This window comes from Actinomadura sp. (assembly GCF_044508335.1).
GTDB lineage: Bacteria > Actinomycetota > Actinomycetes > Streptosporangiales > Streptosporangiaceae > Spirillospora.
The window spans coordinates 145,688-172,419 of sequence record NZ_JBIQHY010000001.1; the positions used below are offsets into that span (position 1 = coordinate 145,688).

Genomic DNA, 26,732 nt, shown 5'->3' on the forward strand with positions numbered 1-26,732 from the left:
GTCGAGGGCGAGGACCGTCATGACCCGATCCCCGGGAGCACGCGGTACAGCGTGCCCTTGCCGGTGAGGGCGGCGGCCGGTGCTCCGGCCGGGATGAACGCGGCTTCGCCCCGGGCGAGGGGCAGGGAGGAGAGCCGGGCCTCGCCCTCCACGCAGAGGAGCGTCTGGGGGAGGCCGGCGGGCAGCTCTTCCGGGTCGTCGGTGAGGTCGTGGCGGACGAGGACGAACTCCTCGGCGGAGGAGCGGTACAGGTTGCCCTCCGGTTCGACCCGGGCGGGGGCGGAGGGGACGAACTCCACGACGCGCATGAGTTCGGGGATGTCGATGTGCTTTCCGGTGAGGCCGCAGCGCAGGACGTTGTCGGAGTTCGCCATGACCTCGATCGCGAGACCGCCCAGGTAGGAGTGGGGCACGCCGGCGTCGAGGAACAGCGCCTCGCCGGGCTTGAGCCGCACGTGGTTGAGCAGGAGCGCGGCGAGGATGCCGGGGTCGCCGGGGTGGGCGCGGGCGATGTCGGCGTAGACGCCGGTGAGGGCGGGTTCGACCGCGGCCAGGACGGGGCGGGAGCGCTCGTCCAGGACCTCGGTCAGGACGGTGCGGAGCGCCTCCGCGGGCGGCGCGGTGCGCAGGGCCGTGATCCAGGCGCCGAGTTCGGGGACGGCGAGGTCTTCGAGGAACGCCGCCGTTTCGGCGGGGTCGCGGAAGCCGCAGAGGCCGTGGAAGTCGGTGAGCGCGCAGACCATCTCCGGCTTGTGGAAGGGGTCCTTGTAGGTGCGGGCGCGGTCGTCGATCGGGATGCCGCGCGCCTCTTCGGCGGCGAAGCCCGCCTCCGCCTGCTCGGCGGTCGGGTGCACCTGGAGAGATAGCGGTTTCTCGACGGCCAGCACCTTGAGCAGGTAGGGCAGCGTGGGGCCGAAACGGTCCACGGAGGGCGCGCCGAGCATCCCGGCCGGGTCGCGTCCGATGAGGACGTCGAGGGGGGTGCCGTCCACCGACGAGGGGGCGGCCGGGTGCGCGCCCGCCCACAGCTCCGCCTGCGGGCCGCCGGTCGGCTCGGTGCCGAGCAGCTCCGGCAACGCGGTTCGCGACCCCCACTCGTAGGGCCGGATCACGGTCGACAGCGGCAGGGGCACCAACCCGCGGGTTCTCCTCACTCGGTGCGCCACATCGGGAGGTCGGCGCTCGTGGGGAACAGGGTACAAGCGCCGGACATCCGCGGGCGCGGGGTCCTGGGCACGTGATCAACACGACATTCCGGATGAACCTCCGGCGGTCCCGCCCTCGAACTGTTGGGCGGGGACGGCGCCCGGCGGGCCGCGCCCCATTAGGATGAACGCCGGGGAGGTGGTGGACGTGGGCAAGCACAACAAGCCGGCGACGCGGTCGTGCCCCGGCTGCAACGGGACCGGAACCAGCACCGCCACCCACGAGAGATGCAACGTCTGCCGCGGCACCGGACGCATCTGACCGGTCAGCGCGCCCGCCCGGCGAGGGCGAGCAGGGCCAGGGCGCAGGACGTCCAGGCCAGGACGCCGTAGCCGCCCGCCGACAGGACGACGGTCGACAGCAGGCTCGCGGCGGCGGCGAGCGTCCAGACGGCGGCGTCGACGGCGCCCTCGACGTGCGGGCGCTCCGCCTCGGGGAGGTCGCGGGCGAGCCGCCCGCTGCCGCCGACGAAGCACAGGTTCCACCCGTACCCGAGGAGGAACAGCGCCACGGGACGGCCGAGGCCGCCGGTCGCGACGGCGGCGAGGCCGGTGGACGCCGCCAGGGTGGCCAGCCCGCCGACGATCACGGGGCGGGCGCCGAAGCGGTCGAACAGGCGGCCCGTCACGGGCGACAGGGCGAACATGCCGAGGGTGTGCGCGGACAAGGTCATCCCCACCATGTCCAGGCCGTCGCCGTGCATGTGCATGTCCACCGGGGCCGCGGTCATCACGGCGACCATCACGACCTGCGCCGTCGCCATCACCGCCAGCGCGGAGCGGGCCGCCGGCGTCCGGATCAGCCGGCGCAGCGGCGGCGCCGCCGGCGCCGCCGTCCGCCCGCGCGGCGTACCGGTGACCGCCGCGGCGGCGGTCGCGCAGGTGAGCACGGCGAGGAGGAACGGGCCGGTCAGCGGGTGCAGGCCCGCGCGGCCGGCGAGCACGCCGGAGGGGTCGAGCAGCAGCGGGCCGCCGACCGCGCCGGCCGCCGCGGACCACACGACGAGCCCGATGGCGAAGCCGCGCCGGCCGGGCGGGTGCAGGTCGGCCGCCGCGTACCGGGAGAGCTGGGCGGCCGCGTTGCCGAGGCCGAGCAGCAGCATCCCGGCGCACAGCCCGGCCACGTCCCCGGCCGCGACCGCGGCGGCGGCCAGGCAGGCGCCGGCCGCGGCCGCGGCGTAGCCGAGGAGGAAGCCGGCGCGGCGGCCGAGCCGGCGGGCCAGTCTGGTCAGCACGAGCGCGCCGGCGCCCGTCCCGACGATCCCGGCGGTGCTGGGCACGCCGCCCCAGCCGGCGCCGAGCCGGTCCGCGGCGACCAGCGTGCCGGTCGCGCTCGTCACCGCCATGGACGCGTTCATCAGGGCGGCGCCCGAGCACAAGGCCGCCATGGGGCCGGATCGCTTGGTCATCCCTTAACGCTATGAACGTCGATCCGCCTTCTGAAGGGGAGGTCGATGGCATTCGGCGGCTTCGGCCTTTAGTTTGGAAGGAGTTTCCCGGGAAGGACTTTCATCATGGATCGCGAGCTGGATCAGACCGACTGGCGCATCCTCGCCGAGCTGCAGCGGGACGGCCGCCTTTCGTTCAGCCGGCTGGCGGGGCTGGTCAACCTCTCCTCCCCCGCCGTCGCCGAGCGGGTGCGGCGCCTGGAGGAGTCCGGAGTGATCACCGGCTACCGGGCGCAGGTCGACCCGGCGCGGGTCGGGCAGCCGCTGACGGCGTTCGTGCAGATGCGCTGCGCCCTCGGCCGCTGCCTGCTGAAGACCACCGCCGCGGAGGACCTGCCGGAGGTGACCGAGATCCACAAGCTGAGCGGCAGCTGGTGCTCGATGCTCCGGGTGCGGGTCGCGTCGATGCCGCACCTCGAAGGACTGCTGGAGCGGCTCGGCGAGCACGGCGAGATGAACTCGCACATCGTCCTGTCGACCGCCTTCGAGGGCCGCGCCGTCGCGCCGCCCGCGGACGGCGCCCGGACGGTCACGGCCTCCGCGGGATGGACCCGCCGGACGCCCCCCGGGGAGTGAAGCGGCGGCGCGGACGCCCGAGAAATGGTTGAATCGTGCGCTATGTGGCACTCGTCACTGCGTTCCAAGCCCTGGCGACGGAGGTATCAGCCCGGTGTTCCCGTCGATCTCGACATCCCGGACATCCCCGTCACTCGGCTGCTCGACGATGCCGCCGCTCACTATCCGCGCAAGCCGGCGCTGATCTTCTTCGGGCGGGAGATCTGCTACCGCGACCTGCGCGAGGCGGTGGACCGCTTCGCCGACGGGCTGCACCGGCTCGGCGTCCAGCCCGGCGACCGGGTGGCGCTGATCCTGCCGAACTGCCCGCAGCAGGTCATCGCGTTCTACGGGGTGCTGCGCCGGGGCGCCATCGCCGTGCAGCACAACCCGCTCTACACCGAGGAGGAGATGCTCCGCCAGCTCGCGGACTGCGGCGCGCGGGTCGCGGTGGTGCTGGACCGTTCCTTCGCCACGGTGCGGGCGGTGCGGTCCCGGCTGCGGCTGGACCACATCGTCGTGACGTCCCTGCTCGACTACCTCCCTGCGTCCCGGCGGATCGCGCTGCGGCTGCCGCTGGTGCAGATGCAGCGGCGCCGCGCCGCCATCACCGCGGACGTGCCGCACGACCCGGGCGTCGTCCCGTTCAAGGAGCTGCAGCGCCCCGCGCGGCAGCCGGTGCGGCAGCTGCCCGTCGACCCGGCGCGGCACCTGGCGGCGATCCAGTACACCGGCGGGACGGAGGGGCGCCCGAAGGGCGCGATGCTGACGCACCGGAACCTCATCGCGAACGCCTGCCAGCAGCACGCCTGGGACGTCGGCGGGCGGCGGCCGGGCGAGGACGTGACGCTGGCGGTGCTGCCGCTGTTCCACTCGTTCGGGCTGATGAGCTGCCTCGTCGCGCCGGTGATGACGGCGGGCGCGGTGGTGCTGCTCCCCCGCTTCGACTGCGACCGGGTGGTGCGCGCGATCCGCAAGTACCGGCCGACCATCTTCCCCGGCGTGCCGACGCTGTACGACCAGGTGCTCGACAGCCCCCGGTTCCGGCCGTCCGACCTGCAGTCGCTGCGCGTCTTCATCTCGGGCGCGATGAGCCTCACGCAGAGCACGATCGACCGGCTGGAGCGGCTCGGCGCGAAGGGGCTCATCAACTGCTACGGGCTCACGGAGGCGTCCCCCGCCGTCACCGGGAACCCGCTGGACGGCACCGCGCGGAACCTGACGGTCGGGCTGCCGCTGCCCATGACCGACGTCGTCATCGTCGACCAGGACGAGCCGACGCGGGTGCTGCCGCCCGGCGAGCCCGGCGAGCTCGTCGTGCGCGGCCCGCAGGTCTTCGCCGGCTACTGGAACGCGCCGCTCGCCACCGCGCAGACCCTGTCGAAGGGCTGGCTGCGCACGGGTGACATCGCCGTGATGGACGAGGACGGTTTCATCACCATCCTGGAGCGGATGCGGGACATGATGAAGGTGAACGGCTTCACCGTGTTCCCGACCGAGGTCGAGAAGGTGCTGCGCCGCCATCCCGCCGTCTACGACTGCGCCGTGGTCGGCGTGCCGGACCCGCGGCGCGGGGAGCGCGTCGTCGCGCACGTGGTCGAGCACCCCGCCTACCCTTTCTCGGCGGAGGAGCTGCGGACGCACTGCGAGCGCTACCTGTCGCACTACAAGGTCCCGTCCGAGTTCCGTCCGCGCACGGAACTGCCCAGGAACCTGCTGGGCAAGGTCGTCCGGCAGCGGCTGCGGGACGAGTTCGCGGAGGCCCCGGAGAGCCGGATGGGATCGGCCCAGAGTGGTTGACTGAGCGGGTGGAGACCGAGACCGCCCGATCCGCGCTCTTCGCGCGGCTCGCCGAGATCGGGCGCCGTTCGGCCGGCGCCGCCACGCCCCCGGAGCTGCTGTACGACCGGCACGGCGTGCTGGTGGTGCGCGTCGGCGACGTGGTGGTGAAGGCGCACCAGGCCGACCGCGAGCACGGCCCGGCGTTCCTCGGGCGGATACGGCTGGCGGGCGCGCTCACCGGCCTCGTCGTCGCCCCGCTGGGCCCGCCCCTCACCGTGGACGGCAGGACGGTCACGGTCTCGCCGTTCGGCGAGCCGGTCGACCCGGGCCGAGCGCTCCCCTGGGAGGAGGGCGCCCGGCTGCTGGCGGCGCTGCACTCGGCGGGCGTCCCGGCCGGGGCGCCGCCCTGGGGACGTCCCGCGCGGGTGGCCCGCCTGGTCGCCCGGCTGGGCGGCGGTCCCGCCGAGGACGCCGTGCGGCGCGCGTTCGCGACCCTTCCCGCGTGGATCCGCGGTGAGGAGGACGAGCCCCCCGCGCCGGCGGAGCGCCTCATCCACGGAGACTGGCACCTTGGCCAGATGGTCCGCGTCAGGGACGGGCGGTGGCGGCTCATCGACATCGAGGACATGGGGCGCGGCGACCCCGCCTGGGATCTCGCCCGCCCGGCGGCGCTGTACTCTGCCGGAGTCCTCCCCTCGGACGAGTGGGAGCGGTTCCTGGGCGCGTACACCGCGGCCGGCGGCCCGGCCGTCCCCGCACAGGGCGACCCATGGACAAGCCTGGACATACCCGCACGAAGTCTTGCGATCCAGATCGCCGCCACGTGCGTCATATCCGCGGGGAGGGAAGATCGGGCACTCGACGGGCCGGAGCAGGCGATGATCGACGCCTGCACGAGAATATCCGCGGCGGGGGACGCGGCATGACGTGGCGTGAAACCTGCCCTACATTTAGCCTCTAGCTGGGGATCCATACCGGAAGGACGACAAGGCGATGCACTGCCCTAAGTGTCGTGGCGTGATGCGGACCTACACCCGCAGCGGCGTCCACATCGAGCAATGTGACAGCTGCCGGGGCATCTTCCTCGACTACGGCGAACTGGAGGCCCTCAGCCAGATGGAGTCGCAGTACCGGGCGGCTCCGCCGCCGGCCGCGGCACCGGGATGGGGCGCGCCCGCACCTTCGGTGCACCACCATCACCACGGGCACCACCGCCCCCACCACGGCAGCGTCTTCCACATGCTGTTCTCGACCTGATCCGGCGCGCCGCGGCCCGCCCGGCGAGGCGGGCCGCACGCGCCTATGGGCACGCGCCTATGGGCACTCGCCTACAGGCGCGGGTCGACGGGCTCGGACTCCAGCGCCAGGACGGCGAAGACCGCCTGGTGGACGCGCCAGAGCGGCTCCCCGGCGGCGAGCCGGGCGAGCGCCTCGGCGCCGAGCGCGTGCTCCCGCATCGCCAGCGACCGCTTCCGGCCGAGGGACCTGCGCCGCAGCCGGTCCAGGTTGCCCGGCTCGGTGTAGTCCGGGCCGTAGATGATCCGCAGGTACTCCCGCCCGCGGCACTTGACGCCCGGCTGGATCTTCGCGTCATCGGGGAACGGGCCCAGCGGCTTGACGACCATGCCCTCGCCGCCCGCGGCGGTGAGCTTCTCCCACCATGCGGTGGCGGCGGACTCCGACTCCGGCGACCCCAGGTCGACCGTCACCGACTCCGTCCGCCGGACCAGCCCGCTCGTGTCGCTCTCCGCGAGGCGCTCCGCCGCGGACATGTGCCATTCGTGGCCGCGCGCTTCCGCCCACGAGCGGCCCTCCCCCGCGAGGATCTGGAACGGGGCGAACCGCAGCCCGGCGAGCCCGTCGACCGTCCAGCAGTAGCGCGCGTAGGCGTCCCGGAACCGGGACGCGTTCGCGGCGCGCCGGTCGATGTGCTCGCGGAGGCCGCCGACGTCGAGGCCGCGTTCCCCGGCGCGCGCCAAGACGCCGGACGCCATGGGCAGCGCCGCGCGGGCCGCCGCGCCGGCCGCCGCGTACTGCGTGCGGATCAGGTCCATGGCCTTGGCCGACCACGGCAGCAGCTCACCGTCGATGACGAGCCATCCGGTGTCCAGTTCGTCCCACAGCCCGGCACCGCCGATCGCGGCGCGGAGCCGGTCCAGGACCTCGGCCGTGCGGGACGGGTCGCGGAAGAACGAGCGCCCGGTGCGGGTGTAGACGGCGCCGGCCGTCCCGTCGTCCACGCCGAAGCGCGCCGCGGCGACGGCGGCGTCGCGGCAGACGACGGCCACCGCGCGGGAGCCCATGTGCTTCTCCTCGCAGATGACGCGGGTGATCCCCTTGTCCCGGTAGGCGGCGAGGGCCTCGGCCGGATGCTCCAGATATCCGGGCAGGGGCGAGGTGTCGGCGGGCGCCATGGTGGGCGGCAGGTACACGAGCCAGCGCGGGTCCACGGCGAACCGGCTCATCACCTCCAGCGCGGCCATGGCGTTCTCCTCGCGGACGGCGACGCGGCCCATGAGGCGGGTCTCGACCCCGTGGTTGCCGAGGACGTCGCCGATGTTGAGGACGTCGTTGTCCCTGGGCCTGGCGGACGCGCTCTCCAGCGGTCGCGCCGGCTCGTACCAGACCTGCCGCGCCGGAACCGACACCAGCTCGCGCTCGGGGTAGCGCAGCGCGGTCAGCTTCCCGCCGAACACGGCGCCGGTGTCCAGGCAGATGGTGTTGTTGACCCACTCCGCCTCCGGGACGGGCGTGTGCCCGTACACGACCATGGCCTTGCCCCGGTAGTCGCGGGCCCACGGATACCGCACGGGGAGCCCGTACTCGTCGGTCTCCCCCGTGGTGTCGCCGTAGAGCGCGAACGAGCGGACCCGCCCCGACGAGCGGCCGTGGTAGTCCTCCTTGAGCCCGGCGTGGGCCACGACCAGGCGGCCGCCGTCCAGCACGTAGTGGCTGATGAGGCCGTCCATGAACGCCAGCGCGCTCTCGCGGAAGCCGTCGTCCACGGCGGCGAACTGCTCCAGGGACACCTCGAGGCCGTGCGTCGCCCGCACCTTGCGCCCGCGCAGGGCGCGGACGAGCTTCACCTCGTGGTTGCCGGAGACGCACAGCGCGTCGCCGGCGGCCACCATGCCCATCACCAGGCGCAGCACGCCCGGCGAGTCCGGCCCGCGGTCGACGAGGTCGCCGACGAAGACCGCGGTCCGCCCGCCGGGGTGGCGCGCCCCCGCGGCGCGCCCCAGCGCGTCCCGCTCGATCTCGTAGCCGAGGCCGGTGAGCAGGTCCTCCAGCTCCGCACGGCATCCGTGCACGTCGCCGACGATGTCGAACGGGCCGGTCAGCTCGCGCTTGTCGTTCCACGCCTTCTCGTAGGCGATCGTCGCGGCGTCGATCTCGTCCGGTCCGGTGAGCACGTGGCAGCGGCGGAACGTGCGGGTCAGCTCCCGCATGCCGCGCCGCAGCTCGCGCCGCTGGCGCGGGATCACGTGCGGCGGCAGGTTCCGGTCGGGGCGGGCCGCGTTCCGCTCGGCGGCGAGGCTCTCGGGCACGTCGAGGACGATCGCGACCGCCATGACGTCGTGGTCCCTGGCGATCCGCAGCAGCGCCTGCCGCGCCCTGCTCTGCACGTTCGTCGCGTCCACCACGGTCAGCAGCCCGCGCCGGAGCCGCTTGGCCACGATGTAGTGGAGCAGGTCGAACGCGTCGCCGGTCGCGGACTGGTCGTTCTCGTCGTCGGACACGACCCCGCGGCAGAAGTCGGACGAGACCACCTGCGTGGGCGCGAAGTGCTTGCGCGCGAAGTGGGACTTGCCCGACCCGGTCACGCCGACCAGCACGACCAGCCCCATCTCCGGGATCTTGATCTCGGTCATCGGGTGAACACCCCCATCTGGGTGGGCGCGCCGACCTCGGGGTCGTCGTCGCCGACGGGCACGTGGCGGACGCGGTAGCCGTGGGCCTCGGCGACCCGGCCGGCCCAGGCGCGGAACTCGGCCCGCGTCCACTCGAACCGGTGGTCGGAGTGGCGCATCGCCCCGGGGGCGAGCCCCTCGTAGCGGACGTTGTGCTCGGCGTTCGGGGTCGTCACGACGACGACGCGGGGCGCGGCGTGCCCGAACACCACCCGCTCGACGGCGGGCAGGCGCGGCGGGTCGATGTGCTCGATGACCTCCATCAGCACGGCCGCCTCGTAGCCGCCGAACCGCTCGTCGGCGTAGGTCAGGGCGCCCTGGAAGACGTCCCCGACCCGGCCGTCGCGGCGCTGCCGGTCGTCCCAGCGCAGGCGCCGCCAGGCGTGGCCGAGCGCGCGGTGCGAGACGTCCGCGCCGGAGACCTCGCTGAAGAAGTCGTCTTTGAGCAGCCGCGCGAGCAGCCGCCCCGAGCCGCAGCCGAGGTCGATGACGCGCCGGGCGTTCTCGTCGCGCAACGCCTGCACGACGGCCTGGAGGCGGTGCTCGGCGAGGGAGACCGCCTTCCCGTCGTTCTCCTCGCTCTCGCCGCTCTCGGCGGCCGGCTCCTCCTCGACCTGCACCGGGTCGAGCTCCTCGTCGGGCGCGTCCTCGGCGTCGGCGAGGCGGCCCAGCGCGGTGCGGACCAGCCCGCGCCGGTTCGCCAGGTAGCGGCGGGTGATCGCGCCCCGGCCGGGGTGCGCGGCGAGCCAGCCCGCACCGGCCCGGATGAGCTTGTCGACCTCGTCCGGCGCCAGCCAGTAGTGCTTCGCGTCGTCCAGAACGGGCAGCAGCACGTACAGCTGGTTGAGCGCGTCGGCGAGCCGCGTCGTCCCGGTCAGCGTGAGCGTCACGTACCGGGAGTCGCCCCATTCGGGGAACTCCGGATCGAGCGGGACCGGCACCGCCGACACGTCCCAGCCGAGCGGCGCGAAGAAGCGCTCGGCCTGCCCCGGCCCGCCCCGGCACGGCAGCGCCGGCAGGACGATCTCCAGCGGGATCGGCGACTCCGCGAGCTCGGGACGCGCCGCGCACCGCCCGCGCATGGCGGTGCGGAAGACGTTCGCCATCGCGGAGGCGAGCAGGGACGACGCCGCGTAGGGGCGGTCGTTCACGTACTGGCCGAGGGAGAAGTCCGGCGTGCCCTTGCCGCGCGTGCGCACCAGCTTGACCGGGTCGACGTCCAGCAGCAGCGCCGCCGTGCAGCGCCGCTTGTCCGCCTCGGGGTAGAAGACGTGCGCCGTCCCGAAGGACTGCTCGAACCGCTGCACCCGATCGGGATGCTTGTGCAGCAGGAATCCCAGGTCCGTCGCCTGGTCCAGAGTCGTGGTGATCGTCAGAAGCACGCGCCCAGTGTGGCGGACATAACCAGATGATCCGCATTTGTTTTTCCGGAAGAATGCCGCACGACATGAGCAGACACCCCCGCCGGATGACCGCGCAGGAGACCGTGGCCATCCTCGAACGCGGCGGCTACACGGCGCCCTCCGGCCGCGCCGTCTCGATCGCCGGCGACCTCGCCCGCGCCGTCGAGGGAACCGTCCTGTACCGGCCGGACGAACTGGACGCGCTCCTGGAGCGGCCGCCCGCGGGGGCCGGCGCCGGGACGCGCGTCGAGGTGACGGGCGAGACGACCCTCGCCGCCGCCCGCCGGCTGTGCGGCGGCGGCGCGGTCCCGCTCGCGCTCAACTTCGCGTCCGCGAAGAACCCGGGCGGCGGCTTCCTGAACGGGGCGCACGCCCAGGAGGAGGGGCTGGCGCGCTCGTCCGGCCTGTACAGGTCGCTGCTGTCGGCCAGGGAGTTCTACGACTTCCACCGCGCGCAGCGCGACCTCCTCTACAGCGACCACATGATCTACTCGCCGGGCGTGCCGGTGTTCCGCGACGACGCGGGGCGGCTGCTGGACGCCCCGTACCGCGTCGCGTTCCTGACGTCCCCGGCCCCGAACCGCGGCGCGATCCGGGACCCCGCCCACGCCGAGCGGATTCGCGCGGTGCTGCGGCTGCGCGCCCGCAAGGTCCTCGCGGTGGCGCTGGCCCACGGGCACGGCCGGCTGGTCCTGGGCGCCTGGGGCTGCGGCGTGTTCCGCAACGACCCGGCCGAGGTCGCGGAGGCGTTCGCGGGGCCGCTGCGGCCGGGCGGGGAGTTCGCCGGCCGCTTCGAGCACGTCGTCTTCGCGGTGTGGGACACCGCGAAGGGCTCCCCGCGGCAGGCGGCCTTCGAGGACGCCTTCGGGGACTTCGCCTAGCCGGCGCTCCCCGCGTCCTCCGCGCGGTCCCCGTCCTCCGCGCGGTCCGCGTCCTTCACGTAGGAGGCGATGCCCCGGACGAGGAGGTCGAGCCCGAACTCGAACCGTCCGTCGTCGTCGGCGTCGGTGAGCTCCTCGACCATCCCGGTGATGGTGGGGTACCGGTCCTTCGGCAGGGCCGCGAAGTACTCCCTGAACTGCCCGAAGTACGCCTCGAAGAACTCGTGCGGGTCCTCGCCGGCGGGCGCCTTCGCGTAGTAGACCGTCCCCTCGATCGCGTCGGCGTCGAGGAACATGCCGAGCGTGTCCACGGCCATGCCCGCGATCTTCTTCGGCACGCCGCCCGCCCGCATCAGCGCGAGCTGCGCCTCGGCGACGTCCAGCAGGTGGGGGCCGGTCGGGATGAGGCCCATCGACACCAAGGCGATGTCGCGGTGCGAGGTGTAGACGCGGCGGATCTCGCGCGCCAGCTCCTTCAGCTGCTCCTGCCAGCGCGCCGGGTCGGGTTCGGGGAGCCTGATCTCGGCGGCGACGCGGTCGAGCATCAGCTCGCGCAGCTCCTCCTTGCCCGACACGTGCGCGTACAGCGACGCCGGGCCGGTGCCCAGCTCCTGGGCGACGCGGCGCATGGTCACCGCCTCCAGGCCCTCGGCGTCCAGGACGCCGATCGCCGCCTCGACGACGGCCTCCTGGGTGAGCGGCCGCCTCGGCGGCGCGGCCCTGCGCGGCCTGCGTCCGGGCGGCGTCGGCAGGCCGGGCGCCGGCTTGTCCGGGCGTGCGGTGGCCACGTCGGATCCTCCCAATCTCGCGATACATCTTGACTATCGCGAAACGCGATATATCTTCTCTACTGGCGAGAGAAGTTCGGCCGAACAACGAACATCGTATTTGACACGAACGACGTTCGGCTATAGAACAGCGTTCGTAATTACGAACATCGTTCGATGATGCGGAGACCACGATGACCGAGACATTGACCTCCCGTGCGCGGGACACCGCGGAGGCGGGCTACCGCTGGCGCTGGATCGCCCTGTTCGTGATCCTCGCCGGCGAGATCATGGACATGCTGGACGCGCTGATCACCAACATCGCGGCCCCCACGATCCGGGCCGAGCTGGGCGGATCGGCCGCCACCATCCAGTGGCTCGCCGCCGCCTACACGCTGTCCATGGCGGTCGGGCTCATCACCGGCGGCCGCCTCGGCGACCTCTACGGCCGCAAGCGGATGTTCGTCATCGGCGCCGCCGGCTTCACGATCGGCTCGCTGCTGTGCGGCGGCGCGGTCTCCCCCGGCATGCTGGTCGGCGCCCGCGCCATGCAGGGCCTGTTCGGCGCGCTGATGCTGCCGCAGGGCATCGGGATGATCAAGCAGATGTTCTCCGCCAAGGAGATGGGCGCCGCGTTCGGGCTGTTCGGCCCGGTGATGGGCCTGTCGTCGGTCGGCGGCCCGGTGCTGGCCGGCTGGCTGATCGACGCCGACCTGCTCGGCACCGGCTGGCGGATGATCTTCCTGATCAACCTGCCGCTCGGCGCCGCCGCCGTGCTGGCCGGGCTGAGGTTCCTGCCCGCGGGGCGCGCCGAGCACGCGACCCGCCTGGACCTCACCGGCGCCGCCCTGGCCTCGGTCGGCGCGGGCCTGCTGATCTACCCGCTCGTCCAGGGCCGCGAGCACGACTGGCCGCTGTGGACCTTCCTCATGATGGCCGCGTCCCTCGCCGTCTGGGGCGTCTTCACCTGGTACGAGACCCGCAAGCAGCGGGCCGGCGGCGACCCGCTGATCGTGCCGAGCCTGTTCCGCAAGCGCGGCTTCTCCGGCGGCCTCGTCCTCGGGCTGGTGTTCTTCGCCGGGGTCGCGGGCCTCGGCCTGGTGCTGGCCCTGTTCTTCCAGCTGGGGCTCGGCTTCACCCCGTTCAAGGCGGGGCTCGCGCAGATCCCCTGGTCGATCGGCATCATCATCGGGTTCGGCGTCGCGCAGGCCCTGCAGCGCTTCGGCCGCAAGGTGATCCACGCGGGCACCGCCGTCATGGCCGCCGGCATCGCCGGCGCCTACGCCACGCTCCAGTACGCCGGGACCGACGTCACCGCCTGGCAGCTCGTCCCCGCCCTGACCGTGACCGGCCTCGGCATGGGCATGCTGATGGCCCCGTTCTTCGACACCGTCATCGCCGGCGTCGAGCCGGAGGAGACCGGGTCGGCGGGCGGCACGGTCACCGCCGTCCAGCAGCTCGGCAGCGCGCTCGGCGCCGCCGTCCTCGGCACGATCTTCTTCGGGCTGCTCGGCGGGCACGTCGCGGCCGCCGCCGACGACGGCGCGCCCGCGCTGCGCCGGGAGCTGGCCGCCGCGTCCGTCCCCGCCCCGCTGCAGGACCGGATCGTGTCCGGGCTGCGCGACTGCGGCCACGACCGCGCCACCGCCAAGGACGCCGTCGCCGTCCCCGCGTCCTGCCACCGGATGCAGAACGACGTCCGGGCCGCCGTCGCCGCCGTGCCGCAGTCGGCGCCCGCCGTGCAGAAGGCGGTCGCGCAGGCGGGCGAGCACTCGGCGAAGGCCGGCTTCAGCGACGCCATGAAGATCACACTGTGGGTCGAGGTCGGGATGCTCGGGCTGGCGTTCGCGGCGGCGTTCCTGCTGCCGATGCATCCGCGCCCGCAGGAGGAGGCCGCCTGACGGGCGAGCCCGACCGGGCGAGAGGGGCCCGCGGCACGGAACGCTCCCTGCCGCGGGCCTCCCCGCACGTCAGACCTTGCTCATGACCTCCGCGGCCAGCAGCTCCAGGTGGTCCAGGTCGTGCATGTCGAGGACCTGCAGGTAGACGCGCTCGGCGCCCAGCTCGCCGAACCGGCCGATCTTGTCGACCAGCTCGCCGGGCGTCCCGGCCAGGCCGTTCTCGCGCAGCTCGGACACCTCCCGCCCGATCGCGTCGGCGCGGCGCTTCAGCTCCGCCTCGTCCCGCCCGCAGCACACGACCTGGGCGGCGGAGTACACCAGCGGCTTCGTCCGGCCGGCCTCGGCGCACGCGGCGCGGACCCGGCCGAACGCCTCGCCGGTCTCGCTCACCTTGTGGAACGGGACGTTGTACTCGTCGGCGTAGCGGGCCGCGAGGCGCGGCGTCCGCTTCGCCCCGAACCCGCCGATGATGATCGGCGGGCCGCCCGCCTGGGCGGGCTTGGGCAGCGCGGGCGAGTCGGTCAGCGTGTAGTGGGCGCCGCTGAACGAGAAGGTCTCGCCCGCGGGCGTCCCCCAAAGCCCGGTGAGGATCTGGAGCTGCTCCTCCAGCCGCTCGAACCGCTCCCCCAGGCTCGGGAACGGGATGCCGTAGGCGGTGTGCTCCTGGTCGAACCAGCCGGTGCCGAGCCCGAAGTCGACCCGGCCGCCGCTCATCTGGTCGACCTGCGCGACCGCGACGGCCAGCGGCCCCGGGTACCGGAACGTGGCCGCCGTCACCAGCGTGCCGAGCCTGATCCGGCCGGTCTCGCGGGCCAGCGCGCCCAGCGTGACCCAGGAGTCGGTCGGGCCCGGCTCGCCGGACACGTCGCCCATCTTGACGAAGTGGTCGGACCGGAAGAACGCGTCGAAGCCGAGGTCCTCGGCCGCCTTGGCGACCGCCAGCTGCGTGTCGTAGCTCGCCCCCTGCTGGGGCTCAGTGAAGATCCGAAGACGCATGACACCATCCTGGTACCCCGGCGGACCCGTTCGCGCCACCGGGTCAGCGCCGCTTGGTGATCTTCGTGCGGAGGACGGCGCGGTTGTTCGCCCGGTCGGTGTCGGTGACCGGCGAGGCCGCCGTCCAGGACGACTCCAGCACCGTCCCGGCCCGGACGTTCCCGCGCGGCACGGCCGTGAGCCGCAGGGTCCGCGACTCCCCGGCCCGGAGCGACCCGACCGCGCAGCGGTAGGCGCGCCCCAGCGGAACGCACGCCGCGTCCCCGCCGACGATCTCGATCGGCCCCCGGGACTCGACGGTCACGTCGCCGGCCGCGGCCGGGCCGAGGTTGCGGACCCGCAGCGTGAACGGGATCTTCGCGCCCTTCCGCGCCGTCGCCGGAGCCGTCTTCGCCAGCGCCAGGTCGGCGGTCCGCGCGACGCGGACCGCCGGGAACCTGCGGGCGGCGCGCGCCCCGCCCCACGTCACCGTCCCGCGCGGACTGATCGTCTGGCCGGGCTCGGCGTGCCGCGACACCTTCGCCTTGATGGCGCCGGCGGCCCGGTGCCCCTTCTTGACGGTGCCCAGGTCGCACACGACCTTCCGTCCGGCGGACTCGCAGTGCTTCTCCCCGGACACGAACGCCAGCGACTTCGGCAGCGTCGTCCTGAACACCGCCTTGCCGGACTTCTTCGGCCCCCTGGCGGTCACCGTGAAGGCCCACTCGTAGGTGCGTCCGGGGACGACGGCCTGCTTCGGGCTCTTCGTGCGCAGCACGACCGCCTCGGGCTTCGCGTGCGCCTCGGACTTCGCGTGCGCCTTGGGCTTGCCATGCGCCTTGGGCTTCGCGTGCGTTTTGGGCTTCGCGTGCGTTCTGGGCTTCGCATGCGCCTCGGACTTGCCATGCGCCTTGGGCTTTGTGTGCGCCTTGGGCTTCGCATGCGTCTTGGGCTTCGCATGCGTCTCGGACTTGGTGTGCGGCTTGGGCTTGCCATGCGGCTTGGGCTTGGCATGCGTTCTGGGTCTGGGAGCCGGCCGGGAGTCGCTCCCCTTGTCCCCCTTGTGCGCGGTCGGGCCGGGGCCGTCGGCGTAGGCCGCCGCCGGCGCCCCCAGCAGCGGCGCCGCGGCCAGCAGCGCCAGACCGCGCCTCTGCAGTGTCCAGACCATGATGAGACCCCCCGTGGCCTGCGGATTCGTTGCGGACACGTCCGTTGTAGCGACCCGGGGAGCGGCCGCCTAGCGCCCCGGCGGCGTGTCGCCGCGGGCCGCCCGGGACGGCACGAACATGTCTAATTTGCTGCGACGTAAAGGGCGAAGCCTGTTGAATCGGCCAAAACCGAATCCCCGACCGATGGAGCTGACATGGCCGTCTTCGGCGTCGACTACGCGTGGGGACGCCCCGGCGCCGCCGCGCTGAAGCGGGCCGGGGCGAAGTTCGCGTGCCGCTACCTGTCGCACGACACGACCGGCAAGAACCTCACCCGCAAGGAGGCCGACGAGCTGTCCAAGGCGGGCATCTGGCTGGTCGTCGTCTGGGAGAGCACCGCGAAGCGCCCGCTGGCCGGGCGCTCCGCCGGCGCGGCCGACGCCAGGGACGCCGCCGCCCAGGCCGCCGCCTGCGGCATGCCGGACGACCGCCCCGTCTACTTCGCGGCCGACTGGGACGCCTCCGCCTCCCAGCAGGACGAGATCAACGCCTACCTGGACGGCGCGGCGAGCGTCCTCGGCCGCGACCGGGTCGGCCTCTACGGCGGCTACGGCCCGGTCAAGCGCGCGTTCGACGCCCGGAAGATCACCTACGGCTGGCAGACGTACGCCTGGTCGGGCGGCCGCTGGGACGCCCGCGCCCAGCTCCAGCAGTACTCCAACGACCACACCGTCAACGGCGTCGGCGTCGACTACGACCGCGCCGTGAAGAGCGACTACGGGCAGTGGCGCGTCGGCGTCTCGCCCGAGGGAGACGACGACATGCCCGACTACGTGTCCGTCGGCACCGACACCGAGCAGCAGCTTCCCCCCGGCAAGTGGACGAACGTCGATTGGGACCACGAGTACTCCGACACCGAGCACCAGCACAACAACCCGGGCGGCCCGAGCCTCCTCACCGGCTCCGCCCGCTACAGCCTGATGGTCTCGGCCACCGTGACCGGCGTCCCCGAAGGCACCCTCATCCAGGCCCGCGCCATCGAGGTCGAGATCGAGGACACGAGCAAGTACGAGGCCGGCCCCGTCCAGGACTTCCGCTCGGTCGGCGACACGATGAACCTGGTCTACGGCCTCCCCGCCGACACCGTCCGGTCCGGGCACCGGGTGCGCTTCCAGCTCATCCAGCACGGCGATTCCCCGGCGACCATCACGGACGGCAGCGCGAAGGTCTTCTTCTGGCGGTAGCCGGGGGGATCGCGAACGGCCCCCGCTTCGCCGACGCGATCAGAAGTCGTCGTTGATGTAGGGGGCCAGCGGGACGGCCAGGGCCGCGGTCAGGCGGGCCGCGGCGCCCGGAGTCCGTTCGGTCACGGCCCCGACCCGGGTGAGGGTCATCGGGGTCGTGCCGCCCAGGTAGACGGCGGCCAGGTCGGCGGCGGTCAGCACCAGGTCGGCGGAGTCCGTCGTCGGTTCGCATGCGGGCTCGGAACCCGCGGTGAGGCGCCAGCGGCCGCTGTTGGACGGGATGCGGGCGTCTTCGACCTCCAGGACGAAGGTGTCCTCGGTGGCCCATTCGCGTGCGCGGAGCGCGGCCGGGACGTCGACCAGGCGGAGCCAGAGGGCGCCGTAGTTCTCCTTGACGGTCACCTGGTCGGGGTCGGTCACCATGTACGGGAGCAGGTCGTCCACGGGACGGCTCGGGGCGTGGATGCGCGAGGTCAGGTCGATCGACGCCAGGTAGCGCCAGAGGGCGGCCTCCACCTCGGGCGTCTCGCCCACCAGGTCCACGACCCTGATCGTCTTGTTCTCGTCGGCGCGGTAGACGGCGTAGCCGGCGGGGTGGACCACCACGCGCGGTTCGGTGAAGCCCGCGGCCTCGTCGTCCACCGAGCGGAGGATCGAGCGGGTCCACCACTCGGGATCGCGGACCAGCCCGCCCGGGCGGGCGGCGAGGCCGCGCCGGTGGATCGGGTCGAGGACCTCGGGGGCGGAGGCGGTGTCGACCAGGCGGAGCGGGCGCGGGTCGGGCGCCGTGCGGAGGTCCAGCGGGCGGGAGCTGTCGACCTCCAGGACGGCGGCGCGGGTCGCCAGGCCGAAGCCGTAGCGGCCGTAGATGGCGCCCTGGGACGCCCACAGCGCGGCCACGGGACGGCCGGCGGCGACGGCGTCGCGGTGCATGCGGTCGATCAGGGAGGTGAGGATCCCCTGGCGGCGGTGGGTCGGCAGCACGCCGACGAAGGTGACCGCCGAGCAGTCCAGGAACGCCCCGGGGACGGCGAGGCGCATCGGGAGGGTCGCGAGCTGGCCGACCAGGGTCTCGCCGTCGTAGGCGCCGATGCGCTCGGAGCGGCGGGGCCTCCAGGCGTCGCGCTCGCGGTCGTCGACGCGGGCATGGAACACCATGCCCGCGAGGTCGACCATGCGCTCGGCGTCGGACTCCGGGACGTCCCTGATCTCGATCACGGGTCCACGTTATGCCCCCGCCGGCCCGGCAGGGCCAGGCACAGCGGGAGGGCGGCGAGGGTGAGGGCCGCGGTCCACCAGAACGCGTGGCCGTACCCGGCGGCCTGGGCCTCCGGCCCGCGGGCGGTCCCGGCACCGCTCTGCAGGACGACGGCGAGGACGGCGATGCCCACGGAACCGCCGAGCTGCTGGGCGACTCGGCTGATGATGCTCGCGTCGGGGATCTCGTGGCGCCCGAGGCCGGCGTACACGGCGCCGGCCGGCGCGATCATGGCGGCGCCGAGGCCGGCGCCGCGGACGAACAGCGCGGCCATGAGCGGGACATCACCGGTACGGGCGGTGACGAACGCGAACGGCACGGTCGCCGCGGCGACGAGGGCGAAGGAGACGGCGGCGACCCGGCGGGGCCCGAAGCGGTCGACGCAGGTCCCCGCGACGCCCCGCGCGAGGAGCGCGCCGAGCCCCTGCGGGATGAGCAGGAGACCGGCGCCCAGGGCGTCCTGCCCGCGGACCTGCTGGAAGTACAGCGGCAGCAGCAGCATCGCGCCGTACAGGCCGAGGCCGCCGAGGAAGAGCAGGGCGGAGGAGGAGGCCACCGCACGGTGGCGGAACAGCCGCAGGTCGATCAGGGCGCCCGCGGGCCGGGCCAGCGTCCGGGCGGTGAAGGCGGCGACCAGGGCGAGCCCGCCGAGCAGCGGGACGAGGACATGGGCGGCGGCGAGGTCCGCGCCGCTCTGGATCCGGGAGAGGCCGTAGAGGAGCGCGGCGGTGCCGGGGCACAGCAGCGACAGGCCGACCACGTCCAGGCCGGCGGGCGGCTCCTCGGCCGACGGCCGGTCGTCGGGCAGGTTGCGCCGGGCGAGCCAGACGCCGGCGGCGCAGAAGGGGATGTTGAAGTAGAACATCCAGCGCCAGTCGGCCTGGTGCAGGATGAGGCCGCCCAGGACCGGGCCCAGTACGGGGCCGAGCGCGGTGGGCACGGTGATCACGGCCATGACCCTGCCGATGTTCCGCCCCCCGGCGGCCTGCACGAGCAGGGTGACCATGAGCGGCATCATCAGGCCGCCGGCGGCGCCCTGGACGGCGCGGAAGGCGATGAGGCTCGCCGCGTCCCACGCCAGGGCGCTCAGCACCGATCCGGCCAGGAAGCCGCCCAGGGCCATGATCCACAGCCGCCGTCCGCCGAAGCGCGACTGGGCCCATCCGGCGACCGGGACGGCGGCGGACAGCGCCAGCAGGTACGCGGTGCTCACCCACTGGACCGTGGACAGGGACGTGTGCAGGTCGGCCGCCAGGTCGTCGAGGCCGACGGTGACGATGGTCGTGTCGAACACGACGGCGAGGGCGCCGGTGATGAGGGTGACCGCCATGCGCCGCACGGCGGGGTCGACGCGCTCGGGCTCAGGTACCGGAGGCGCGGCCGCCGCGTCTCGGGGAAGGCTCACGGAGGACCATCCTTAGAAAGAGTTCTCTATCTAACGGTCCTCAGCGTAGGCCGCTACGATGAGATAGGCAACTCTTTCTAAAAAGGAGGCGGGCGGATGGCGGAGCGGCGCCGCGGGGCCGCGCTGGAGAAGGCGCTCCTCGACGCGGCCTGGGACGAGCTCGCCGAGCACGGCTACGCCAGGTTCACGATCGACGCCGTGGTCAGGCGGGCCGGCACCAGCCCACCGGTGCTCTACCGCCGCTGGTCCGACCGCGACGAGCTGGTCCGCGCCGCGATCGCCCACGTGCTCCGGGAGTCACTGCTGGAAGTCCCCGACACCGGCAGCCTGCGGGACGACCTGGTGTCCCTGATGCGGGAGATCGGCACGACGCGCGTCCGGCTCATCACCCTCGTCTACGGAGCCCTGGCGGGCTACCACCGGGACGTGGGCGAGGACCTCGGCGAGCTGCACGACCCCGCCGTCACGGGCCGCGCCGAGGCCCTCGACACGATCTACGACCGCGCCGTCCGGCGCGGCGAGATCGAACCGGACCGCCTGACCGACCGCATCAAGAGCCTGCCGTTCGACCTGCTGCGGCACGAGATCCTGCTGACCTTCGCCCCCGTGCCCGACGCCGTCATCGAGGAGATCGTCGACACGATCTTCCTGCCGCTGGTCCGGCCTCCCGGGACCTGACCCCGGAGAATCGTCTCCGCAGGTCAGACCCGATGTTCAGCCCCTGACCAGCACCGCCAGAACCTCGACATGATGCGTCATGGGGAAGGCGTCGAAGGCGCGGAGGGTCTCCAGGGTCCAGCCGCGCTCGCCGAAGTAGGCGAGGTCGCGGGCCAGGGTGGCGGGGTCGCAGGAGACGTAGGCGATCTTGCGGCCGGCGAGCCGGGTGATGTGCTCGACGACGTCGCGGCCCGCGCCGGTGCGGGGCGGGTCCAGGACGACCACGTCGGCGCGGCGGACGCGCTCGCCGCGGTGGTGGCCGCCGCCGCGCTTGTTCTGCGTGCGGGACGAGGCGGAGGCGCGGCCGAACTCCAGGTCGGCGACGACCTCCTCGACCGGGCCGCGCTCGATCGACACGTTCGGCAGGTCGCGCAGGTTGTGCCGGGCGTCGCGGACGGCCTGCCCGTCCGACTCGACGCCGACGACGAGGCCGTCCGGGCCGACGCGGTCGGCGAGGACGCCGGCGAACAGGCCGACGCCGCAGTACAGGTCGAGGGCGATGTCGCCGGGCTTGGGTTCGAGGGCGTCCAGCACGGCGTCGGCGAGCAGCTGCGCGGCGCCCGGGTGGACCTGCCAGAAGCCGCTGCCGCTCACCTGGTACAGCCGCCCCGAGACCTCCTCGCGGACGTACGGGAGGGACGCGCCCGGCTCGGGCTTGCCGCGGACGAGGCGGACCGGGACGTCCAGCCGCGGCACCCTGATCTTGCGGCGGTCACGGCCGCGCAGGACGACGAGGCGGTCGCCGGTGGTCGCGGACACGATGCCCTCGACGCCGGTCGCGCCCGGCCAGCGCTTGCGCTCGATGCCCATCAGCTCGACGCCCGGGTGCGCGATCAGGCATTCGTCGATCGGCTCGATGTCGTGGGAGCGGTGCCTGCGCAGCCCGACGGCCCCGCCCACGACGGAGAACTGGACGCGGGTGCGCCAGCCGAGGCCGGGCGGGGGCGCCACCTCGGAGTCGACCGGGTACGGGACCTCCTCGACCGTCACCGTGCGGGTGATGCCCGCGAGGCGCTGGAGCTGCTCCTCCACCACGGCCGCCTTCAGCGCCCGCTGGGCGGGCAGGGAGGCGTGCTGCCAGTCGCAGCCGCCGCAGCGGCCGGGCCCGGCGAACGGGCACAGCGGCTCCACGCGGTCCGGGGACGCCTCGATGATCTCGACGGCGTCGGCGCGGAGGAAGTTCTTCGTCCGGTCGGTGACGCGGGCTCTCACCCGTTCGCCGGGCAGGGCGTGCCGGACGAAGACCACGCGGCCCTCGTGCCGGGCGACGCAGAAACCGCCGTTGGCGACGTTGCCGACCTCCAGTTCGAGGACGTCGGGTTCGAGTTCAGTCACGATCCGAAACATTACCGGCACCGGAGCGCGCCCCGGTCCGCGGCGGGCGCCGGGACGAGCCCGGGCCGGGCGGCTCGACCCGCCCCTTGAGCCGGTCGGAGGACCGCAGCTGCCACGCGACGCTCGTCACCATGACGCCCGGCTGGAACAGCAGCCGCCCCTTCAGCCGCAGCGCGCTCTGGTTGTGCAGCAGCTGCTCCCACCAGTGGCCCACGACGTACTCGGGGATGAACACGGTGACGACGTCGCGGGGGCTGCGGCGCCGGATGCTCTTGACGTAGGACAGGACGGGCCGGGTGATCTCCCGGTACGGCGAGTCGAGGATCTTCAGCGGGACGGGGACGTCGAGGGCCTCCCACTCCTCCTGGAGCTGCCGGGACTCCTCGGCGTCCACCGCGACGGTCACCGCCTCCAGCGTGGACGGGCGGGTGGCGCGGGCGTAGGCGAGCGCCCGCAGCGTCGGCTTGTGGATCTTGGAGACGAGCACGATGCCGTGGTTGCGGGCGGGCAGCGCGACGTCCTCGCCGGAGGGCACCAGCTCCTCGGCGACCCGGTCGTAGTGCCGCCGGATGCCCTTCATCAGCAGGAACAGCAGCGGCATCGCGATGCAGACGATGTAGGCGCCGAGCGCGAACTTGGTGATCAGCACCACGACGAGGACGATGCCGGTGAGGGTGGCGCCGAACGCGTTGATGGCGCGGGACGACTTCATCCGGCGGCGCTGCGCCCCGTCCCGCTCGTCGGCGAGCAGCCGGTTCCAGTGCCGCACCATGCCGACCTGGCTGACCGTGAACGACACGAACACGCCGACGGTGTAGAGCGGGATCAGCCGGCTGACCGACGCGTCGTAGGCGTAGATCAGCAGCCCGGCCATGGTGGCGAGGATGATGATGCCGTTGCTGTAGGCGAGCCGGTCGCCGCGGGTGTGCAGCTGGCGCGGCAGGTAGCGGTTCTGCGCGAGCACCGAGCCGAGCACCGGGAACCCGTTGAACGCGGTGTTCGCGGCGAGGAACAGGATCAGCGCGGTCATCGCGGTGACGAGCGCGAACCCGGGCGTGAAGTTGCTGAACACGGTGTGCGCGACCTGCGCGATGACCGGGTCGGCGTCGGTGACGGCCTTGCCGGTGGACGGGTCGACGAGATGGCTGCCCTGGTCGGGCTCGGCGAACTTGGCGTCGGTGACGTAGGCGAAGGCGGTGACGCCGCCGAACATCGTCATCGCGACGAGCCCGAGCGCGAGGAGGGTCTTGGCGGCGTTCTCGCCCTTGGGCTTGCGGAACGCGGGCACGCCGTTGCTGATGGCCTCGACCCCGGTCAGCGCGGCGCAGCCGGACGAGAACGCCCGCAGGAGCAGGAAGACGAGGGCGAACCCGGCGACGTCCATCTCGTCGCCGCGGACCTCGTAGTGCGCGGTCTCGGCCTCCAGGTCGGTGCCCGCGACCAGGCGGAGGCCGCCCCACGCGAGCATGCTGAAGACCGCGAACATGAACAGGTAGGTGGGGATCGCGAACGCGACGCCGGCCTCCTTGAGGCCGCGCAGGTTGCCGATCGTGAGCAGGACGACGATGCCGATCGCGACGGCGACCTCGTGCGGCTGCATGAACTTCAGCAGCGCGCCGAGGTTCTCCACGCCGGACGACACCGACACCGCGACGGTGAGCACGTAGTCGACCAGCAGGGCGCTGGCGACGACGACGCCCCAGTTGCCGCCGAGGTTGGCGGTAGCGACCTCGAAGTCGCCGCCGCCGCTCTGGTAGGCCCGGACGTTCTGCCGGTAGGACGCGACCACGGTCAGCAGGATCACCACGACGGCCGCGGCGATCCAGGGCGTGTAGTGGTACATCACGAGCCCGCCGGCCCCGAGGGCGAGGATGATCTCCTGCGGGGCGTACGCCACCGACGACAGCGCGTCGCTGGCGAAGACCGGAAGCGCGATCCGTTTCTTCAGCAGCTGCTCGTGCTGCTGGGAACTGCTCAGCGCGCGGCCGAGGAGGAGCCGCTTCGCCAGATCCGGGACCTTGGACACGGGAAGAGAGCCTAGCCCTCGGCCCGGACGGCGCTTCCGGGGGCCGCCGCCCCTTCGGGGGCTGGTTGGGTAGTACTCGCCTGGGGGGATGTGTAGGTTTGCAGCCCGCAGGGATCATTGACGGAAAACGGTCCTCGGGTGCGGCACGGCGTCGGCGGCGCAGCGACGAATGCCGTGCACCGGCGCGGGGGTACAGGGGGAGCGTCCTCCTGGACGGAAGAAGGAACGGCCGTGCATATCGTGATCATGGGATGCGGGCGGGTCGGCTCGACGCTCGCCCACATCCTGGAGGACAAGGGCCATTCGGTGGCCATCATCGACCAGAGCCCGGAGGCGTTCCGCCGGCTGCGCAGCGGGTTCCGCGGCCGCCGCATCACCGGGTTCGGGTTCGACCGCGATGTGATAGCGGAGGCGGGCATCGAGGGCGCGTCGGCGTTCGTGGCCGTCAGCAGCGGCGACAACTCCAACATCATCTCCGCGCGGGTGGCGCGCGAGACGTTCGGCGTCGACAACGTGGTCGCCCGGATCTACGACCCGCGCCGCGCGGAGGTCTACCAGCGGCTCGGCATCCCCACGGTCGCGACCGTCCGGTGGACGGCCGACCAGATCCTGCGCCGGCTGCTGCCGGAGGGCGCCGAGCCGCTGTGGCGCGACCCGACGGGCGCGGTCGTCCTCGCCGAGCTGGACGCCGGGCACCTGTGGGTCGGCGAGAAGGTCGGCGCGCTGGAGGAGCACGCGAGCACCCGAGTCGCGTTCCTGTCGCGGATGGGCGAGGCGCTCGTCCCCGAGCGCGACACGGTGATCCAGGACGGCGACATCGTGCACGTCATGGCGAGCGCCGACGAGCTGGAGCGCATCAACGCCGCCGTCGCGGCGCGGAACGGGGAGGACGCCTGATGCGGGTGGCGATCGCCGGGGCCGGCGCCGTGGGCCGCTCCATCGCGCAGGAGCTGCTGGAGAACGGGCACGAGGTGCTCCTCATCGACAAGAGCCCGAAGGCCATCAAGGTCGAGATGGTGCCGCGCGCGGAGTGGCTGCTCGCGGACGCGTGCGAGATCTCCGCGCTGGACGACGCGGCGCTGGAGCGCTGCCAGGTCGTGGTCGCCGCGTCCGGCGACGACAAGGTCAACCTGGTCGTGTCGCTGCTGGCGAAGACGGAGTACGGGGTGCCGCGGGTGGTGGCGCGGATCAACCATCCGAACAACGAGTGGCTGTTCAACGAGTCGTGGGGCGTGGACGTGGCCGTGTCCACGCCGCGGCTGCTGTCGGCGCTGGTGGAGGAGGCCGTCAGCGTCGGCGACCTCGTCCGGCTGATGACGTTCCGGCAGGGCGAGGCGAACCTGGTCGAGCTGACGCTGCCCGAGGACGCGCCGCTCGGCGGGCAGCGGGTCGGGGCGGTGGACTGGCCGCGCGACACCGCGCTCGTGGCGATCCTGCGGGAGGGGCGGGTGCTCGTCCCGTCGTCGGACGACACCCTCGAAGCGGGCGACGAGCTGATGTTCGTGGCCAGCCAGGACGTGGAGGACGAGCTCGCGGCGCTCCTCGGCGGGCGGTGACCGGGGAGGGGCCCGCCGGTCAGCCGGCGGGCTCCTCGCGTTCGATGGGGGTGCGGCCGCGGGCGAGCAGCCACGCCATCGCGGCCAGCGCGGCGACCTGCAGCGGCCAGCCCATCACGATCTTGGCGGTGCCGAGCAGGCCGCTCTGGTCGCCGTCGGCGAGGTAGATCGGGTACTGGACGGCGACGCGCGCCGCGCAGGGCAGCACCAGCAGCCAGGTGAGCCGCGAGCACAGCTTCACGATGCCGCGGTCGGCGCGCCACGCGGTCGGGTCGCCGGTGACCGAGCCGATGATGAAGCCGACGACCGGCCAGCGCACCGCGATCGAGAAGACCATCGCGGCGGCGTAGCCGGCGTTGAGCATGATGCCGGGCAGGAAGGCGTCCTCGGCCTTGCCCGAGCGCAGCGCGAAGAACGCGGCGATCGCGATCCCGACGAGGCTGTTCAGCACGAACTGCGGGTTGGAGCGCTGCGCGATCCGGACGAGGAGCAGCAGCACCGCCGCGCCGATGCCGGCCGAGACGGCGATCTTGATGTCGTCGAGGGCGACGTAGGCACCGGTGAACGCGATCGTGGGGACGGCGGCCTCCAGCATGCCGCGGACGCCGCCGAGCGCCTTGTTGAGCTGGGCGCGGACGGCCGCCTCGACGGTGTCGTGCGCGGCGGCCTCCCGCCCGGTGGTGCCCGCTGTCGTCTCGCTCACGCGCTCATCTCGCTCACTGTCGCCGCTGTGGTCACGAGCCGCCGCGCAGCTCGTACCGGGGATTGAACATGACCTTGCGCCCGTCCTGCACGCTGACCAGCCCCTCGGCGCGCAGCCGGCGGCCCGGGTCGATGCCGGCGATCCGGCGGCGGCCGAGCCAGACCAGGCTGATCACGTCGGTGCCGTCGTAGAGCTCGGCCTCCAGCGCGGGCGCGCCGCCCCGGGGGCGCAGGGTCACGGTACGCAGCGTACCCGCCACGCAGTGGCGCCGGCGCGCGGCGCAGTCGGAGATCGGCGTCGCGCCCTCGTGGCCGGTGCTCTTCTGCAGTTCCTCGGCCTCGAGCTCGGCGTTGCCGGCCGTGATGCGCCGCAGGAGGCGCCGCAGACCGCCCCTGCCGCTCCCGCGTCCCCCGTGATCGTTCCGGGGAGGCGTATCGGCCGAAACCTCGTCCATACCTCGAAGCGTATGACATCCCCACCCGAATCGACCCCATCGGCCGGGTCGGGAGCGG

23 protein-coding genes are annotated in these 26,732 nt (G+C 73.3%); 10 read left to right on the forward strand and 13 right to left on the reverse strand.

Going from position 1 to position 26,732, the window contains the following annotated elements:
* Positions 1–17: 17 nt before the first annotated feature.
* Both manA and ACIWVC_RS00725 read right to left on the reverse strand, forming a co-directional pair.
* The gene (manA, locus tag ACIWVC_RS00720; protein WP_396447176.1) at positions 18–1,133 is read right to left on the reverse strand and encodes a mannose-6-phosphate isomerase, class I; all 1,116 of its coding nucleotides are present in this window, start codon (positions 1,131–1,133) and stop codon (positions 18–20) included.
* A 338-nt stretch (positions 1,134–1,471) separates the two neighbouring features.
* The gene (locus ACIWVC_RS00725) at positions 1,472–2,614 is read right to left on the reverse strand and encodes an MFS transporter (RefSeq protein WP_396447158.1); all 1,143 of its coding nucleotides are present in this window, start codon (positions 2,612–2,614) and stop codon (positions 1,472–1,474) included.
* Positions 2,615–2,719: 105 nt separating this feature from the next.
* On the opposite strand from ACIWVC_RS00725, the gene ACIWVC_RS00730 reads away from it, so the two are divergent.
* From ACIWVC_RS00730 to ACIWVC_RS00745, 4 genes are all read left to right on the forward strand, one after another.
* The gene (locus ACIWVC_RS00730) at positions 2,720–3,229 is read left to right on the forward strand and encodes an Lrp/AsnC family transcriptional regulator (RefSeq protein ID WP_396447156.1); all 510 of its coding nucleotides are present in this window, start codon (positions 2,720–2,722) and stop codon (positions 3,227–3,229) included.
* A gap of 42 nt (positions 3,230–3,271) precedes the next feature.
* Entirely contained in the window at positions 3,272–5,008 is a 1,737-nt protein-coding gene (locus ACIWVC_RS00735; protein WP_396447155.1) for an AMP-binding protein, read from the forward strand.
* 8 nt (positions 5,009–5,016) lie between these two features.
* Positions 5,017–5,916, forward strand: a complete 900-nt coding sequence (locus tag ACIWVC_RS00740) for a phosphotransferase family protein (protein WP_396447154.1) — start codon at positions 5,017–5,019, stop codon at positions 5,914–5,916.
* Positions 5,917–5,983: 67 nt separating this feature from the next.
* On the forward strand, positions 5,984–6,247 hold the full coding sequence (locus tag ACIWVC_RS00745) for a zf-TFIIB domain-containing protein (RefSeq protein ID WP_396447153.1): 264 nt from the start codon (positions 5,984–5,986) through the stop codon (positions 6,245–6,247).
* 71 nt (positions 6,248–6,318) lie between these two features.
* Here ACIWVC_RS00745 and ACIWVC_RS00750 read toward each other — a convergent pair whose 3' ends face one another.
* Both ACIWVC_RS00750 and ACIWVC_RS00755 read right to left on the reverse strand, forming a co-directional pair.
* Complete coding sequence (locus tag ACIWVC_RS00750) at positions 6,319–8,862, reverse strand: polynucleotide kinase-phosphatase (RefSeq protein WP_396447152.1); 2,544 nt, start codon at positions 8,860–8,862, stop codon at positions 6,319–6,321.
* A complete protein-coding gene (locus ACIWVC_RS00755) occupies positions 8,859–10,283 on the reverse strand; it encodes a 3' terminal RNA ribose 2'-O-methyltransferase Hen1 (RefSeq protein WP_396447151.1) in 1,425 nt (474 codons plus the stop codon). Before ACIWVC_RS00755 ends, ACIWVC_RS00750 begins: the two co-directional genes overlap by 4 nt.
* A 65-nt stretch (positions 10,284–10,348) precedes the next feature.
* Between ACIWVC_RS00755 and ACIWVC_RS00760 the strand changes: the two genes are divergently transcribed.
* Positions 10,349–11,185: a TIGR02452 family protein gene (locus ACIWVC_RS00760; RefSeq protein WP_396447150.1), complete on the forward strand. Its 837-nt coding sequence runs from the start codon at positions 10,349–10,351 to the stop codon at positions 11,183–11,185.
* Here ACIWVC_RS00760 and ACIWVC_RS00765 read toward each other — a convergent pair.
* The gene (locus ACIWVC_RS00765) at positions 11,182–11,973 is read right to left on the reverse strand and encodes a TetR/AcrR family transcriptional regulator C-terminal domain-containing protein (RefSeq protein WP_396447149.1); all 792 of its coding nucleotides are present in this window, start codon (positions 11,971–11,973) and stop codon (positions 11,182–11,184) included. The two genes, ACIWVC_RS00760 and ACIWVC_RS00765, sit on opposite strands and share 4 nt — an antisense overlap.
* Before the next feature lie 173 nt (positions 11,974–12,146).
* On the opposite strand from ACIWVC_RS00765, the gene ACIWVC_RS00770 reads away from it, so the two are divergent.
* Positions 12,147–13,853, forward strand: coding sequence for an MFS transporter (locus ACIWVC_RS00770; protein WP_396453712.1), 1,707 nt, complete (start codon positions 12,147–12,149; stop codon positions 13,851–13,853).
* Between the two features lie 69 nt (positions 13,854–13,922).
* Here ACIWVC_RS00770 and ACIWVC_RS00775 read toward each other — a convergent pair whose 3' ends face one another.
* Both ACIWVC_RS00775 and ACIWVC_RS00780 read right to left on the reverse strand, forming a co-directional pair.
* On the reverse strand, positions 13,923–14,849 hold the full coding sequence (locus tag ACIWVC_RS00775) for an LLM class F420-dependent oxidoreductase (RefSeq protein WP_396447147.1): 927 nt from the start codon (positions 14,847–14,849) through the stop codon (positions 13,923–13,925).
* 43 nt (positions 14,850–14,892) lie between these two features.
* Entirely contained in the window at positions 14,893–15,996 is a 1,104-nt protein-coding gene (locus tag ACIWVC_RS00780) for a hypothetical protein (protein WP_396447146.1), read from the reverse strand.
* A gap of 195 nt (positions 15,997–16,191) precedes the next feature.
* Between ACIWVC_RS00780 and ACIWVC_RS00785 the strand changes: the two genes are divergently transcribed.
* Positions 16,192–17,220, forward strand: coding sequence for a glycoside hydrolase domain-containing protein (locus ACIWVC_RS00785; protein ID WP_396447145.1), 1,029 nt, complete (start codon positions 16,192–16,194; stop codon positions 17,218–17,220).
* A 39-nt stretch (positions 17,221–17,259) separates the two neighbouring features.
* Here ACIWVC_RS00785 and ACIWVC_RS00790 read toward each other — a convergent pair whose 3' ends face one another.
* A complete protein-coding gene (locus ACIWVC_RS00790) occupies positions 17,260–18,438 on the reverse strand; it encodes a GNAT family N-acetyltransferase (protein ID WP_396447143.1) in 1,179 nt (392 codons plus the stop codon).
* Positions 18,435–19,883, reverse strand: a complete 1,449-nt coding sequence (locus ACIWVC_RS00795) for an MDR family MFS transporter (RefSeq protein WP_396447142.1) — start codon at positions 19,881–19,883, stop codon at positions 18,435–18,437. Before ACIWVC_RS00795 ends, ACIWVC_RS00790 begins: the two co-directional genes overlap by 4 nt.
* Positions 19,884–19,979: 96 nt before the next feature.
* On the opposite strand from ACIWVC_RS00795, the gene ACIWVC_RS00800 reads away from it, so the two are divergent.
* Positions 19,980–20,561 (forward strand): TetR/AcrR family transcriptional regulator, encoded by a 582-nt coding sequence (locus ACIWVC_RS00800; RefSeq protein ID WP_396447141.1) that lies wholly within the window; start codon positions 19,980–19,982, stop codon positions 20,559–20,561.
* A gap of 36 nt (positions 20,562–20,597) precedes the next feature.
* Here ACIWVC_RS00800 and ACIWVC_RS00805 read toward each other — a convergent pair whose 3' ends face one another.
* Positions 20,598–21,947, reverse strand: a complete 1,350-nt coding sequence (locus tag ACIWVC_RS00805; RefSeq protein WP_396447140.1) for a class I SAM-dependent RNA methyltransferase — start codon at positions 21,945–21,947, stop codon at positions 20,598–20,600.
* A complete protein-coding gene (locus tag ACIWVC_RS00810) occupies positions 21,928–23,961 on the reverse strand; it encodes an APC family permease (RefSeq protein WP_396447139.1) in 2,034 nt (677 codons plus the stop codon). Before ACIWVC_RS00810 ends, ACIWVC_RS00805 begins: the two co-directional genes overlap by 20 nt.
* Positions 23,962–24,192: 231 nt before the next feature.
* On the opposite strand from ACIWVC_RS00810, the gene ACIWVC_RS00815 reads away from it, so the two are divergent.
* Positions 24,193–24,858: a potassium channel family protein gene (locus tag ACIWVC_RS00815; protein WP_396447138.1), complete on the forward strand. Its 666-nt coding sequence runs from the start codon at positions 24,193–24,195 to the stop codon at positions 24,856–24,858.
* On the forward strand, positions 24,858–25,517 hold the full coding sequence (locus ACIWVC_RS00820; RefSeq protein ID WP_396447137.1) for a potassium channel family protein: 660 nt from the start codon (positions 24,858–24,860) through the stop codon (positions 25,515–25,517). The genes ACIWVC_RS00815 and ACIWVC_RS00820 overlap by 1 nt, the downstream gene beginning before the upstream one ends.
* 19 nt (positions 25,518–25,536) lie before the next feature.
* Here ACIWVC_RS00820 and ACIWVC_RS00825 read toward each other — a convergent pair whose 3' ends face one another.
* On the reverse strand, positions 25,537–26,220 hold the full coding sequence (locus ACIWVC_RS00825) for a DUF3159 domain-containing protein (RefSeq protein ID WP_396447136.1): 684 nt from the start codon (positions 26,218–26,220) through the stop codon (positions 25,537–25,539).
* A 31-nt stretch (positions 26,221–26,251) separates the two neighbouring features.
* The gene (locus ACIWVC_RS00830) at positions 26,252–26,674 is read right to left on the reverse strand and encodes an OB-fold nucleic acid binding domain-containing protein (protein WP_396447135.1); all 423 of its coding nucleotides are present in this window, start codon (positions 26,672–26,674) and stop codon (positions 26,252–26,254) included.
* Positions 26,675–26,732 lie beyond the last annotated feature (58 nt).

Coding starts and splice junctions, on each gene's coding strand:
- ACIWVC_RS00770 (WP_396453712.1), top strand. CDS start 12,147: ATGACCGAGACATTGACCTCCCGTGCGCGGGACACCGCGGAGGCGGGC.
- ACIWVC_RS00800 (WP_396447141.1), top strand. CDS start 19,980: ATGGCGGAGCGGCGCCGCGGGGCCGCGCTGGAGAAGGCGCTCCTCGAC.
- ACIWVC_RS00745 (WP_396447153.1), top strand. CDS start 5,984: ATGCACTGCCCTAAGTGTCGTGGCGTGATGCGGACCTACACCCGCAGC.
- ACIWVC_RS00735 (WP_396447155.1), top strand. CDS start 3,272: ATGTGGCACTCGTCACTGCGTTCCAAGCCCTGGCGACGGAGGTATCAG.
- ACIWVC_RS00725 (WP_396447158.1), bottom strand. CDS start 2,614: ATGACCAAGCGATCCGGCCCCATGGCGGCCTTGTGCTCGGGCGCCGCC.
- ACIWVC_RS00730 (WP_396447156.1), top strand. CDS start 2,720: ATGGATCGCGAGCTGGATCAGACCGACTGGCGCATCCTCGCCGAGCTG.
- ACIWVC_RS00780 (WP_396447146.1), bottom strand. CDS start 15,996: ATGGTCTGGACACTGCAGAGGCGCGGTCTGGCGCTGCTGGCCGCGGCG.
- ACIWVC_RS00805 (WP_396447140.1), bottom strand. CDS start 21,947: ATGTTTCGGATCGTGACTGAACTCGAACCCGACGTCCTCGAACTGGAG.
- ACIWVC_RS00775 (WP_396447147.1), bottom strand. CDS start 14,849: ATGCGTCTTCGGATCTTCACTGAGCCCCAGCAGGGGGCGAGCTACGAC.
- ACIWVC_RS00820 (WP_396447137.1), top strand. CDS start 24,858: ATGCGGGTGGCGATCGCCGGGGCCGGCGCCGTGGGCCGCTCCATCGCG.
- ACIWVC_RS00760 (WP_396447150.1), top strand. CDS start 10,349: ATGAGCAGACACCCCCGCCGGATGACCGCGCAGGAGACCGTGGCCATC.
- ACIWVC_RS00750 (WP_396447152.1), bottom strand. CDS start 8,862: ATGACCGAGATCAAGATCCCGGAGATGGGGCTGGTCGTGCTGGTCGGC.
- ACIWVC_RS00785 (WP_396447145.1), top strand. CDS start 16,192: ATGGCCGTCTTCGGCGTCGACTACGCGTGGGGACGCCCCGGCGCCGCC.
- ACIWVC_RS00830 (WP_396447135.1), bottom strand. CDS start 26,674: ATGGACGAGGTTTCGGCCGATACGCCTCCCCGGAACGATCACGGGGGA.